Source organism: Micromonospora sp. NPDC047465, from assembly GCF_040643125.1.
Taxonomy (GTDB): domain Bacteria; phylum Actinomycetota; class Actinomycetes; order Mycobacteriales; family Micromonosporaceae; genus Micromonospora.
Window position 1 is genome coordinate 177,412 of the sequence record NZ_JBEYTP010000006.1, and the last position, 12,594, is coordinate 190,005.

Here is a 12,594-nt window from a genome sequence, read left to right on the forward strand (position 1 = left end):
CGCGCCTGCGGGGCCGAACCACGCGCCCCACCACTGGCCACCGCCGAGCCGAGCCGAGGCAGGCTCGGTGCGGGCGGTATCACAGAGGGGGCAGTTCGACAGGGCCACGGAAGGAACCCCGCCGGCACGCGTACCGCGCCAAGTCGGCCGACCCTGCACCAGGCAGGCACCCGACCCGAACGGCGGCCGGGGGGCCTGGCAGCCCGCAGGCGGGGTGGCCGGGTGGGTCAGCGCAGGCCGGTGAGGACCTTCTCGTACCTGGCGCGGTCGGCCGCGGGCGTCCTCGCCTCCAGGTAGTTGAGCACCACCGTGCCCCGCCGGAAGGACTGGCCGCCCCAGGTCTCGGCGAGGTCGCTGGCGCTCGACTCGTCGGGGAAGACGTAGACGGTGACGGCGTCGGTGGCGATCAGCTCGGAGCAGCCCAGGCCGAGGCCGTCCGGCCCGCAGTCGATCGAGCGGTCCCGCGGGTTGGGCACCTTCAGCCCGGCTGCCTTGAACGCGTCGACGACCTGCCGCGCGCCGGGCGTCCCGGTCGGCCGGACGGGCAACTCCACCGGGGGCGGGCTGGTGGGGCGACGCTCCGTGGTCCCGGTGCTCGGCCCGGCCGGACCCGCGCCGGCGGGCGGGGCGGCGGGCGTCGTGGGCGTCCCGGGCGCGGCCGTGGGGCCCGTCGGCACGTCGGCGGCCGGCGTCGACGCCGAGGCGGCCTGGGGCGCGGCGCGGGGCGGTTCCTCCGCGTCGTCTCCGCAGGCGGCGGTCAGGGCGGCGGCGATCACGAGCACCGCGACGGCGGGCAGGCTCCGGTTGGTCACCCCTGGCAGTCTGCCCAACCCGGTCCCGTCCCGGCAGTGGCCGGTCGGCCATCCGGCTGTCCCATATCCGCCAGCGCCCGGTCGACCCCGAATCCCGGGTGCCCGCCCGGACCGGCGACGGTAGGCTCCCGGCCCGGTCGAGGAGGGGAGCCGACGATGACCGGGGTGATCGTCCGACCGGCCCGGGCCGGGGACCGCGCGGCGGTCGACGCGCTGCACGAACGCGAGTGGGGCGGCCCGTACGTCGTCGCCCACGACACCCGCTACGACCTGCGTACGCTGCCCACCCTGGTGGCGGTGGACGGCGCCGGCGCGGTCGTCGGCGCGCTCGCCCACCACGGCGACGGCGACGCGCTGGAGGTGGTCAGCGTGGTTGCGGCGACGCCCGGCGGTGGCGTCGGCACGACGCTGCTGGCCGCCGCCGCGGACGTGGCCCGGGCGGCGGGCCGGGCCCGGATGTGGCTCGTCACCACGAACGACAACCTGCGGGCGCTGCGGTTCTACCAGCGGCGCGGGCTGCGGCTGGTGCGCGTCGACCGGGGCGCGGTGGACCGGGCCCGCAGGCTGAAGCCGGGCATCCCCGTCGTCGGCGAGGACGGCATCCCGCTGCACGACGAGCTGATCCTGGAACTACGGCTCACCGCCGGCGGCTAACCTGCCCGGCATGGACCGCACGCCCTGGATCTCGCTGACCACCGACTACGGTCTCGCCGACGGCTTCGTGGCCGCCTGCCACGGGGTCATCGCCCGGCTCGCGCCGGCCGCCCGGGTGATCGACGTGACCCATCTGGTGCCACCGGCCGACGTGCGCCGGGGCGCGGCGGTGCTGGCGCAGACCGTGCCCCACCTGCCCGAGGGCGTGCACGTGGCGGTCGTCGACCCCGGCGTCGGCACCGCCCGCCGGGGCGTCGCCCTGGCCACGCCGCACGGGCTGCTGGTGGGGCCGGACAACGGCCTGCTCGTCGACGCCGCCGAGGCGCTGGGCGGGGTCACGGCGGCCGTCGAGCTGACCGCGCCGGACTGGCTCGCGCCCGAGGTGTCCCGCACGTTCCACGGCCGGGACGTCTTCGCGCCCGTGGCCGCGCGGCTGGCGCTCGGCGCCCCGCTGTCCGGTGCCGGCCCGGCCGTCGACCCGGCGACCCTGGTCCGGCTGCCGGCGCCGGTCGTCCGGCCCGAGGCGGCGGGCTTCACCGCCGAGGTGCTGACCGTGGACCACTTCGGCAACGTGCAACTGGCCGCGCCGGCCGACCTGCTGGTGCCGCTGCCGGCCCGGGTGCGGGTGCGGCCGGACGTCGAGCCGGGGGCCGGGCGCGAGGCCGTGCACGGCCGCACCTTCGGGGACGCCCCGGCGGGCGGGCTGGTGGTGCACGCCGACTCGGCCGGCCTGGTCGCCGTGGCGGTCAACGGCGGCCGCGCGGTCGACCTGCTCACGGTGGCGCCGGGCGACCTGCTGCACGTCGCGGCCCGGTGACCGCCGCGCCGGGTCCCGGCCGGCGAGGGAGGATGGACGGGTGCCCGAAGGCGACACCGTCTGGAACACCGCCCGCGTCCTGCACCGCGCGCTGGCGGGCGCCCGCCTGACCGGCAGCGACTTCCGGGTGCCCCAGCTCGCCGCGACCGACCTCACCGGCTGGACGGTGCGGGAGTCTGCCAGCCGGGGCAAACACCTGCTGCTCCGCCTCGTCGCACCGGCAGGAAACGCACCGGCAGGAAACGCACCGGCAGGAAACGCACCGCCGGGAGACGCGCCGCCGGGAGGCGCCGCCACGGAAGGCGGCGGGGCGCGCTGGACGCTGCACTCCCACCTGCGGATGGAGGGCGCCTGGCGGGCGTACGCGCCGGGGGAACGGTGGACCGCCCGGCCGGCGCACCTGATCCGGGTGGTGCTGCGCGCCCCGCAGGCGGTCGCCGTCGGCTACCACCTGCACGAGCTGGCGCTGGTGCCGACGGCCGAGGAGGACTCGCTGGTCGGCCACCTCGGCCCCGACCTGCTCGGCACGGACTGGGACCCGGCCGAGGCGGTACGCCGGCTGGCCGCCCACCCGGACGTCACCATCGGTGAGGCCCTGCTGGACCAGCGCAACCTGGCCGGCGTCGGCAACCTCTACAAGTGCGAGATCCTGTTCCTGCGCGGCGTATCGCCGTGGACGCCGGTACGCGCCGTGCCGGATCTCGCCGGCACCGTGGCCCTGGCGCAGAAGCTGCTCGCGGCCAACCGGGGCCGCTGGACGCAGAGCACCACCGGATCGCTGCACCGGGGGCAGACCAGCTACGTCTACGGGCGGCGCGCCCAGCCCTGCCGCCGGTGCGGCACCGCGATCCGCAAGGAGGAGCTGGGCGAGCGGGTCACCTACTGGTGCCCCGTCTGCCAGCCCGAGCGCCCGGCCGGCTGACGGCCCCGGGGGCCACGTCGGCCCGCCCTCCGCCACCGGCCGACCGACGTGGGGCCGGCGTGTCGGGCGGGACACTCCGCCGGTGCGGCGGGAAAAGTCGCGTCCCCGCCACAGATACGGACGATTGGGTACTTCCTAACCCCCGCCGTCGCGTCGCATGCTGCGGTTGACTCCTCACGCATCGTCAGCGACGCGCGACCGGGCCGCCACGCCGCCGTGGCGGGCCCCGCGCCCGGACACCGGGGAGAGCCATGGACCTGTTCCGCAGACTCCGGATCCCATGGGAGCGGGCGGTGCCCCGCCCCGGGAACGGCGCCACCGCCGGGTCCCGGCCGGCGGGGCCGGTCCCGGCGGCCCGGCGCGTGGAGGAGCCGGTCGTGGTGCCGGCCAGCCTCGACCCGGCGGCCGTCCCGCGCTGCTTCGGCCCGGTGCCGAACTACGCCCGCAGCCCGCTGCCGGTCGTCGGGGCCGACGGCCGGGTGGTGCCCGGCACCGGCATCCGCAAGTTCGTCGACGCGCTGCCCGGCCTCGGCACGCTCGGCCGCACCCAGCTGGGCGGCCACCTCCCCGTGGCGGTGCCCGACACCATCAGCTACCCGGGCTGCGACTACTACGAGATCGTCCTGGAGCAGTACGCGCAGCGGCTGCACCGGGACCTGCCGGCGACCCGGCTGCGCGGCTACCGCCAGCTCAACCTCGGCACGGACGCCAACGGGCACAACACGGTCGTGCCGGCGGGGCGCCCCTGGCACCTCGGCCCGGTCATCCTGGCCCGCCGGGGCCGCCCGGTCCGGGTCAAGTTCATCAACCACCTCCCCACCGGCCGGGCCGGGGAGCTCTTCCTGCCGGTCGACCCGACGGTGGCGGGCGCGGGGACGGGCCCGCTCGACGGGCCCGCGCCCTACCCGCAGAACCGGGCGGTGCTGCGCCTCGCGGGCGCGCACACCGGGTGGATCAGCGCCGGCAACCCCTGGCAGTGGGTGACCCCGGCGGGCGAGATCACCCCGTACCCGAACGGGATCGGCCTGACCCACGTTCCCGACATGCCGCCGCCCGGCGCGGGCGCCACCACGCTGTACTACCCGAACGAGCAGAGCGGGCGGCTGTGCTGGTTCCACGACAACACCGTCGGCCTGGCCCGGCTGACCGTCTACTCCGGGCAGCTCGCGCTCTACCTGCTCACCGACCCGGCCGAGGAGGAACTCGTCGCCGACGGCGTGCTGCCCGCCGACCAGCTCCCGCTGGTGATCGAGGACAAGACGTTCGTGCCGGACGACACCCAGCTCGCCGGGGAGGACCCGACCTGGGACCGGGACCGCTGGGGCTCCCGGGGCAGCCTCTGGCACCCGCACGTCTACCAGCCCCGGCAGAACCCGTACCGGGCCGACGGGACGAACCCGACCGGCCGATGGGACTACGGCCCGTGGTCGCGTACGGCCGACGAGCCCGGGCCGCGGGAGCACCCCGGGACGCCCGACGCCGGCCCGGTGCCGAACCCGCACCACGACCCGGTCACGGACCCGGAGGAGCCGCCGCTGACGCCCGGCGTCCCGCACCCGTCGGCGGTGCCGGACGCGTTCGGCGACACCATGCTGGTCAACGGGATCGCGTACCCGTACCTGGAGGTCGCGCCGCGGACGTACCGCTTCCGGATCCTCAACGCCTGCCTGGACCGCGGCCTGAACCTCCAGCTCTACCGGGCCCGCTCCGACGGCCCGATGTGGGACCCGGAGGGCGACCTGGCCGACGCGGACGCCGGCGAGGTGCCGATGGTGGAGGCGGTCCGCGCGCCGGACCGTCCGGCGGGCTGGCCGACGGACGGGCGTGAGGGCGGGGTCCCCGACCCGCGCGCCGCCGGCCCGGCGCTGGTCCAGATCGGCAACGACGGCGGCCTGCTCCCCGCGCCGGTGGTCGTGCCCAACCAGCCGGTCGGCTACCGGTACGACCGCCGGGACCCGACCGTGCTCAACGTCGACTCGCACGCGCTGCTGCTCGCCCCGGGCGAGGTGGCCGACGTGCTGGTCGACTTCTCGACCGTGCCGCCGGGCGGCACGGTGATCCTCTACAACGACTGCCCCGCCCCGCTGCCCGGCTTCGACCCGCGCGCCGACCACCACACGGGCGCCCCGGACCGCACCGCCGAGGGCGGCCCGCCGCCGACCCGCCCCGGGTACGGCCCGAACACCCGCACGCTGCTCCAGTTCCGGGTCGCCGGCACCCCGGCGCCGCCGTACGACCTGGCCCGGCTGCGGGACCGCCTGCCCCGCGCGTACGCGGCCAGTCAGCGCCCGCCGATCGTGCCGCAGGCGGCGTACGACGCGGCGTTCGGCACCCGTACCGGCCGGGGGCCGGTCGTCCCGGTGCACGCCACCACGGTCAGCTTCGTGCCGACCGCCGGTGCCGCCCCGGTGCTCCTCCCGTTGCAGGTGAAGGCGGTGCAGCAGGTCTTCGAACCGGAGCACGGCCGGCTCGTCGGCCGGCTGGGCGTCGGGCACCCGCACGCCGGGCCGCTCGCCCCTGCCACCCTGCCGCTCGGCCCGACCGATCCGGCCACCGAGGTGCTGCACGTGAGCGATCCGGCGATCGGAGTGGGCGCGCCCGCCGACGGCACCCAGCTCTGGCGCATCCGCGGCAACAGCCGGCAGACCCAGCCGGTGCGGTTCGCCGGCTGCGACGTCCAACTGGTCAACCGGGTCGGCTGGGACGGCGCCACCCGCCCGCCGCACCCCGCCGAGCGGGGCTGGAAGCAGGTGGTCCGGGTCGACCCGCGGGAGGACGTGATCGTCGCCCTGCGACCCGTCGCGCCGCCCCTGCCGTTCAAGATCGGCGACAGCGTACGGCTGCTCGACCCGGCCCGCCCGGCCGGCGCCCGGACCGGCTCGACCCCGGTCAGCCCGGTCGACGGCCGGCCGTCGCTGGTGGTGAACCAGCTCGTCAACCTGGGCTGGGAGTACCACTGGCACAGCCAGCTCGCCGGGCACCGCGACCAGGGCATGACCCGGCCCCTGGTGCTGCGGGTCTCGCCCAGGGCGCCGACCGGGCTGACCGCGACGCCGGCCCCGGGCTCGGCGACCGCGCTGCCGGCGATCGCGCTGGCCTGGACGGGCAACGGCAGCCGCCCGACGGCCACCAGCCACCTGCTCCAGCGGGCCACCGACGCCACCTTCACGCAGGGGCTGACCGCGATCACCGTGGCGGCCACGGCGAGCCGCTACACCGACGCCACCGTCACCCCCGGGGTGACCTACCACTACCGGATCCGGGCGGAGAACGCGGTGAGCTGCTCCACCTGGTCCAACAGCGTGCCGGCGTCGGTGCAGCTCGCCGCGCCGGCGGGGCTGACCACGGCGATCCCGCCGGCCGCTCCGCTGCGGGTCGCGCTGCGCTGGGCCAACCGTTCCTTCGCCACCGGCATCGACGTGCAGCGGGCCACCAACCCGACCTTCAGCAGCGGGCCGGGCACCACCGCGATCGGGGTCGGCGATAACCATCTCGACGCGGCGGTCGCCCCGGACACCACGTACTACTACCGGGTGCGGACCACCTATCTCGGGGCGGCGTCACCCTGGTCGACGGTGGCCCGGGCCACCACGCCGCCGGCCCCGGGCCTGCCCACGGGGGTGACCGCCACCGCCACGGCGCCCGGGCCCGACACGGCGACGGTGATCCTCGGCTGGTCGTCGAGCACCCCCGCCGGACCGGGGGCCGGGTTCATCGTGCAGCGGGCGCTGGACCCGGCGTTCAGCCGGGAGGTGTCGACCTTCACCGTCACCGGCCGCGGCTTCACCAACACCGGCCTGGCGCGGGGCGTCACCTACCACTACCGCATCCGGTCGTTCAACGTCGTCGGCAGCTCCCCGTTCACCGGCCCGGTGCCGGTCACCACGCCGCCCTGATCAGGGGGTGCGCAGCGGCGCGCCCGCGCCGCGCAACTCGGCCAGCGCCGAGGCGACCCCGTGCAGCAGGTCGGTCGCCTCGGTCAGGCGCGAGGCGGCCGGGTGGTCGGCGTCGGGACGCGCGTCCTCGGCGACGTAGCCGGCGGCGGCCACGACCAGCCGCTCGTACGCCGCGACGCCCTGCTCCAGCTGGCCGGCCAACGCCCGGTGCGCCTCGGCCAGCGGCGGTCGGGCGTCGGCGGGGGCGAGCCGCAGCGCGCGTTCGACACTGGCCACCCGGCCGGCGAGGTCCCGCAGCGAGCGGTCGGCGTCGGCCGCCTCCGACACGGCGGGCCCGGCCAGCCCGGTCAGCCGGCCGGCCATCCCGGCGAGGGTGAGGGCGGCCCGGTCCAGCCGGGCCCACGGCTCGGCGGCGCTGGTGCCGCGCAGCGCCACCCGGGAGCGCACCCGGCGCACCTCGGCCAGCACGCCGGGGCCGGCGGGGAGCCGCTCCACGGCGGCGACAAGGCGGGCGCGTGACCGGGCGGCGGCCTCGGCCGGGTCGAGCGCGGGCGGCGCCGGCTGGGCGGCCAGCGCGCGCAGGTCGACCCAGCGCCAGGCGGCGAGCACCAGCGCCCCGCCCGCCCCGGCCGCCCAGGCCGCGTCGGGCAGCCCGAGCCCGGCGTACGGGGTCAGCACGGCGGCCGCGCCGCCGAGGCCCCCTGCCGTGACGCTCCACCGGCGGGCGGACCGCCGCAACCGACTCAGGCGCCGGAAGTACCGCGTGCGCTCGTCTGCCACCTCTGCTGCCTCCTCGACCTGACCGGCCTCAGCCGGCGGCGGTGGTGTCCCCGGTGCCGCGTTCCCGGCCCATGCTGGCCCGGATCTGGTCCAGCCGGGCGGCGGCGGCCGGGTCGGCGGCCGGCGCGGCGGGCTCCGTACGCGCGACGGGCGGCCGATCCTGCCTGCCGCCGAGCTGCTCACCGGCCATGCTCGACCGGATCTGCTCCAACCGGGCGGAGCCGGCCGAGTCGAGAGTCGCCTTCTGGATCTCCAGCATCCGGCCCTCGACGGAGTTGCCGGCCAGCTCGGCGCGGCCCATCGCGGTGGCGTACCGCTGCTCGATCCGGTCGCGCACCTCGTCGAGCGAGGGGGTGTTGGCGGGCGCGGTCAGCGCCGACATCGACTCCAGCGAGCGGGCCACGCTCTCCTGCATCTTGGCCTGCTCCAGCTGGCTGAGCAGCTTGGTGCGCTCGGCGAGCTTCTGCTGGAGGATCATCGAGTTGTTCTCGACCGCCCGGCGGGCCTGGGCGGCGGCGCCCAGCGCCTGGTCGTGCAGGGTCTTCAGGTCCTCGGTGGCCTGCTCGGCGGAGACCAGTTGGGTGGCCAGGGTCTGCGCGGAGTGCTCGTAGCGGTTGGCCTCGGCCTCGTCGCCCCTGGCGCGGGCCTGGTCGGCGAGGACGAGGGCCTGGCGCGCGTTGGCCTGGAGCCGCTCGACCTCCGACATCTGGCGGGACAGCTTCATCTCCAGCTGCCGCTGGTTGCCGATCACCGCGGCGGCCTGCTGGACGAGCGCCTGGTGCTGGCGCTGGGCCTCCTCGATGGCCTGCTGGATCTGCACCTTGGGATCGGCGTGCTCGTCGATCCTGGCGCCGAACAGCGCCATCAGGTACTTCCAACCCTTGACGAACGGGTTAGCCATCTCCGCGGTATCCCCTCAGTAGCGTCGCTCCGCCCTCGACCGGGCCGGGCGGGCCCGGCCGGCTGCGGCGCGGCAGTGGCTCCATCGTCCCAGCCGGACGCCACCCGGGCATCCGTACCGGCCAGCGAAGCGAGCGCCGACGCCGTCCGCGATCAACCCTACGCGGCGGTCGCCACCGCGACCATGGCACGCGGACGGGGGTGAGGGTGGGGTGGGTCAGGCGGCGCAGACCACGTCGCGGTCGCCCCCGCGGACGCGGGAGGTGCGCAGCGTGGCCTTCAGCGGCGAATCCTGGCGGACCTGGACGGCGACCTTGCCGTCGGAGCTGACCTGGTGCACGCCCCGGCCGGTGGCCTTGCGCACCGTGGTCACCGCGGTGGTGTCGACCGTCTCGTCCTGCACGGGCACGAGCACGCCCGGCATCTGCTCGGCGAGCGCGACCGTGTCGCTGACCTCGCGCAGCAGCTCGGACAGGCGCGCGCCCAGCGCGTCGCAGATCGCCGCCAGCAGCTCGCTGGACGGCTCCTTCTGGCCGCGCTCGATCTCGGAGAGGTAGCCCAGGCTGACGTTGGCGGCGGAGGAGACCTCGCGCAGGGTGCGATGCTGCCCCTGCCGGCGCGCCCGTAGTGCGTCACCGATAACCCGGCGTAGCAGGACCATTCGCACCTCCCCTGAGGGACACCACTGTTTCGCGCGGCCGTCCGGCACGTCGTGCCGGCTCCGACCGTCGGAGCCTTCTCGCAACCGTACCCGTTGCCGGCCCCGCCGACATCCCACCCCGCCTCTCGGATTGCGGAGTCTGCTCAGCCTGTGGGACGGCTCGGCGTGGGACGTGGGCCCGCGTCGCGGGGGTCGGCTCGGCTCGCGGGGCCCGGCCCGGCTCGGCCCGCGGGTCGGCTCAGCGCCGCCCGGCGGCGGCGGTGTCGGTCCGCCCGGCTCCGGCCTCGCCCGCGTCGGCGCGGTGGATCCGCTCGGCGAGCAGCCGCAGCGCCTCGACGACCGCCGCGGAGCGGATGTGGTCGCGGCCGCCGTCGAGGTCGAGCTCGCGGACGTCGGTGCCGTCGGGCCCGGCCACCGCCACGTAGACCAGCCCGACCGGCTTGCCGTCCTGCGGCTCCGGGCCGGCCACCCCGGTCGTGGCCAGGCTCCAGTCGGCTCCGCAGCGCCGCCGCCCGCCCTCCGCGAGGGCCACCGCCACGTCCGGGTCGACGGGCCCGCGGTCGGCCAGCAGATCCTCCGCTACGCCGGCGAGCTGCGACTTCAACTCGGTGGCGTAGACCACCAGCCCGCCCCGGAAGATGCCGCTCACCCCGGCGATCTCCACGATCGAGGCGGCCAGCAGCCCCCCGGTCAGCGACTCCACCGTGGCCAGGGTCTCGTGGCGCTCCGCCAGACTGTGCACCACGCCCGCCGCCGGGCTGCCCACCGGCCGCGCGCCGGCCGCGTCACTCTCCATGTCCCAGATCCTTCCCACGCCCCGCCGGGCCTACTCATCCTCCCCGAGCCGACAGGATCACAGGGAGGGCGGCATGATCCCCGGCCCGCGTCCGGGCGACCGGGTCAGGAGGCGGGCCGGCGCAGGCGCAGGGCCTGGGCGACGTAGTCGAAACCGGTGACCACCGTGACCCCGACCGCCGCGGCCATGATCCACGGGCCGACGGCGGCGAGGGCGGCCGGCATCGGCCACAGGTACCAGGTGATCGCGAGGATCTGGAGCGCTGTCTTGATCTTGCCGCCCCGGCTGGCCGCGATCACCCCGTGCCGGATCACCCAGAAGCGCAGCGCGGTGATGCCCAGCTCGCGGGCGAGGATCACCGTGGTCACCCACCAGGGCAGCCGGTCGTACCAGGAGAGCAGCAGCAGCGCGGCGCCGGTGAGCGCCTTGTCGGCGATCGGGTCGGCGACCTTGCCGACCGAGGTGACCAGGGCGAAGCGGCGGGCGATCCAGCCGTCGACCAGGTCGGTCACCGAGGCGACGGCGAAGATCAGGCAGGCGGCCATCTGCCAGCCGGCGTGGGTCATCCCCGAGATGACCAGGGACGCGCCGAAGATCGGCACCAGGACCAGCCGCAGCGCGGTGAGCGCGTTCGCCGCGTTCAGCACGGGCACCCGGGCCACCACCGGCGCCGGCGTGGAATCCGTCGCCCCGGTCACCGCCGCCCCCCGCTCCGGCCGCCGTGGCGCACCTGGCACCCCACCACGTGGCTCCCCCGCTCTGTCCGGGCCCGCCGTCACCGTGCCGCGCCGGGCGCAGCCGAGATCATCTCATCCGGGACCGCGACGAGGTCCACCCCTTCGGTGCCCGTCACCGTCGCCCGCACCAGGTCGCCCGGGCGCAGCGCGGCGAGGTCCACCCCGCCGCCGGACGGCGCGACGAGGGTGGTCGAGCCGTCGACCTCGGGGGCCTGGTGGGCCGCCCGCCCCTCGACCACGCCGTCGGCGACCGAGTCGACCAGCACCTCGACGGTGGAGCCGAGCCGCTCCTCGGCCCGCTGCGAGCAGAGCTCGTCGGCGAGCGCGGCGAGCCGGTCGTACCGGCGCTTGACGGTGGCGGCGGAGACCTTGCCGGGCAGCCCGGCGGCCTCGGTGCCGTCCTCGTCGCTGTAGTCGAACACGCCGATCGCGTCGAGCCGCGCCTCGGTCAGGAAGCGGACCAGCTCCTGGTAGTCGGCGCGGGTCTCGCCGGGGAAGCCGACGATGAAGTTGCTCCGCGCGCCCGCCTCCGGGGCCAGGGCGCGGGCGCTCGCCAGCAGCTCCAGGAACCGGTCGGTGGAGCCGAAGCGACGCATCCGGCGCAGCACCGGCTCGCTGGAGTGCTGGAACGACAGGTCGAAGTACGGGGCCACGCCGGGCGTGGTGGCGATCGCCTCGACCAGGCCGGGCCGGGTCTCGGCCGGCTGGAGGTAGCTCGCCCGCACCCGGACGATGCCGGCGATCGCGGCGAGCTGCGGCAGCAGCTTCTCCAGCGCCCGGGGATCACCCAGGTCCTTGCCGTACGAGGTCGAGTTCTCGCTGACCAGCACCAGCTCGCGGACGCCGGTCTTGGCCAGCCACTCCGCCTCGGCGAGCAGCTCGTCCGGCGTACGCGAGACGAAGGCGCCGCGGAAGGCGGGGATGGCGCAGAACGCGCAGCGCCGGTCGCAGCCGCTGGCGAGCTTCAGCGAGGCGACCGGACCGGTGTCGAGCCGGCGGCGCAGCACCTGGCGCAGGTGCGCCGGGGTGTGCTCGTCGGTCTCGGTGACGCCCCGGGCGGGGGTGCCGTGGCCGGGCAGCGACACCGCGCTGTCCCGGCGGGAGACCGGGGTCAGCGGGAGCAGCTCGCGGCGGTCGCGCGGGGTGTGCGCGTGGATCGCCTCGCCGGCGACCACGGCGTCCAGCCGGGCGGCGATGTCCGGGTAGTCGTCGAAGCTGAGCACGGCCTGCGCCTCGGGGAGGCTGTCGGCCAGCTCACGGCCGTACCGCTCGGCCATGCAGCCGGCCGCGACCACCTTCGCGCCGGTGTCGGCGGCGGCCAGCAGGGTCTGGATGGAGTCCTGCTTCGCCTTCTCCACGAAGCCGCAGGTGTTCACGACCACCACGTCGGCGCCCTCGCCGTCGGTGGTGACCTGCCAGCCCTCGGCGTGCAGCCGGGCGGCCAACTCCTCCGAGTCGACCTCGTTGCGGGCGCAGCCCAGCGTCAGCAGGGCGACGCGGCGGCCGTCGGAGTTGTCGGAAGGAGAGGTGGCAGACACCATCCGAGGGTACCGGGCCGTCCGCGATCCCCCACGCACGCCCGTCCCGCGAGAAAGGGCACCCGTTGACGCGCCCGGTGG

At 76.5% G+C, this 12,594-nt stretch carries 11 protein-coding genes; 4 read left to right on the forward strand and 7 right to left on the reverse strand.

Going from position 1 to position 12,594, the window contains the following annotated elements; genetic code table 11:
* Positions 1-227: 227 nt before the first annotated feature.
* Entirely contained in the window at positions 228-812 is a 585-nt protein-coding gene (locus ABZ793_RS08990; protein WP_357454156.1) for a hypothetical protein, read from the reverse strand.
* A 156-nt stretch (positions 813-968) separates the two neighbouring features.
* Here ABZ793_RS08990 and ABZ793_RS08995 point away from each other — a divergent pair, with 156 nt between their 5' ends.
* The 4 genes from ABZ793_RS08995 (at position 969) to ABZ793_RS09010 (ending at position 7,101) form a co-directional block, all read left to right on the forward strand.
* Entirely contained in the window at positions 969-1,466 is a 498-nt protein-coding gene (locus ABZ793_RS08995) for a GNAT family N-acetyltransferase (RefSeq protein ID WP_357454159.1), read from the forward strand.
* A 10-nt stretch (positions 1,467-1,476) separates the two neighbouring features.
* Complete coding sequence (locus ABZ793_RS09000; protein ID WP_357454162.1) at positions 1,477-2,283, forward strand: SAM-dependent chlorinase/fluorinase; 807 nt, start codon at positions 1,477-1,479, stop codon at positions 2,281-2,283.
* A 40-nt stretch (positions 2,284-2,323) separates the two neighbouring features.
* Positions 2,324-3,205 carry a zinc finger domain-containing protein gene (locus tag ABZ793_RS09005; RefSeq protein WP_357454165.1) on the forward strand — a complete coding sequence of 294 codons (882 nt, stop codon included), beginning with the start codon at positions 2,324-2,326 and terminating at the stop codon, positions 3,203-3,205.
* Between the two features lie 251 nt (positions 3,206-3,456).
* Positions 3,457-7,101, forward strand: coding sequence for a hypothetical protein (locus tag ABZ793_RS09010; RefSeq protein WP_357454168.1), 3,645 nt, complete (start codon positions 3,457-3,459; stop codon positions 7,099-7,101).
* Here ABZ793_RS09010 and ABZ793_RS09015 read toward each other — a convergent pair whose 3' ends face one another.
* From ABZ793_RS09015 to rimO, 6 genes are all read right to left on the reverse strand, one after another.
* Positions 7,102-7,881: a hypothetical protein gene (locus ABZ793_RS09015; RefSeq protein ID WP_357454171.1), complete on the reverse strand. Its 780-nt coding sequence runs from the start codon at positions 7,879-7,881 to the stop codon at positions 7,102-7,104. It lies immediately after the preceding gene.
* A gap of 28 nt (positions 7,882-7,909) precedes the next feature.
* Positions 7,910-8,782: a PspA/IM30 family protein gene (locus ABZ793_RS09020; RefSeq protein WP_357454173.1), complete on the reverse strand. Its 873-nt coding sequence runs from the start codon at positions 8,780-8,782 to the stop codon at positions 7,910-7,912.
* Positions 8,783-8,998: 216 nt separating this feature from the next.
* Positions 8,999-9,442 (reverse strand): helix-turn-helix transcriptional regulator, encoded by a 444-nt coding sequence (locus tag ABZ793_RS09025; RefSeq protein ID WP_357454176.1) that lies wholly within the window; start codon positions 9,440-9,442, stop codon positions 8,999-9,001.
* A 238-nt stretch (positions 9,443-9,680) separates the two neighbouring features.
* Entirely contained in the window at positions 9,681-10,238 is a 558-nt protein-coding gene (locus ABZ793_RS09030) for a CinA family protein (RefSeq protein WP_357454179.1), read from the reverse strand.
* 104 nt (positions 10,239-10,342) lie between these two features.
* On the reverse strand, positions 10,343-10,936 hold the full coding sequence (gene pgsA, locus ABZ793_RS09035; protein ID WP_357454182.1) for a CDP-diacylglycerol--glycerol-3-phosphate 3-phosphatidyltransferase: 594 nt from the start codon (positions 10,934-10,936) through the stop codon (positions 10,343-10,345).
* A 77-nt stretch (positions 10,937-11,013) separates the two neighbouring features.
* A complete protein-coding gene (gene rimO, locus ABZ793_RS09040) occupies positions 11,014-12,516 on the reverse strand; it encodes a 30S ribosomal protein S12 methylthiotransferase RimO (RefSeq protein ID WP_357454185.1) in 1,503 nt (500 codons plus the stop codon).
* Between the last annotated feature and the right edge of the window lie 78 nt (positions 12,517-12,594).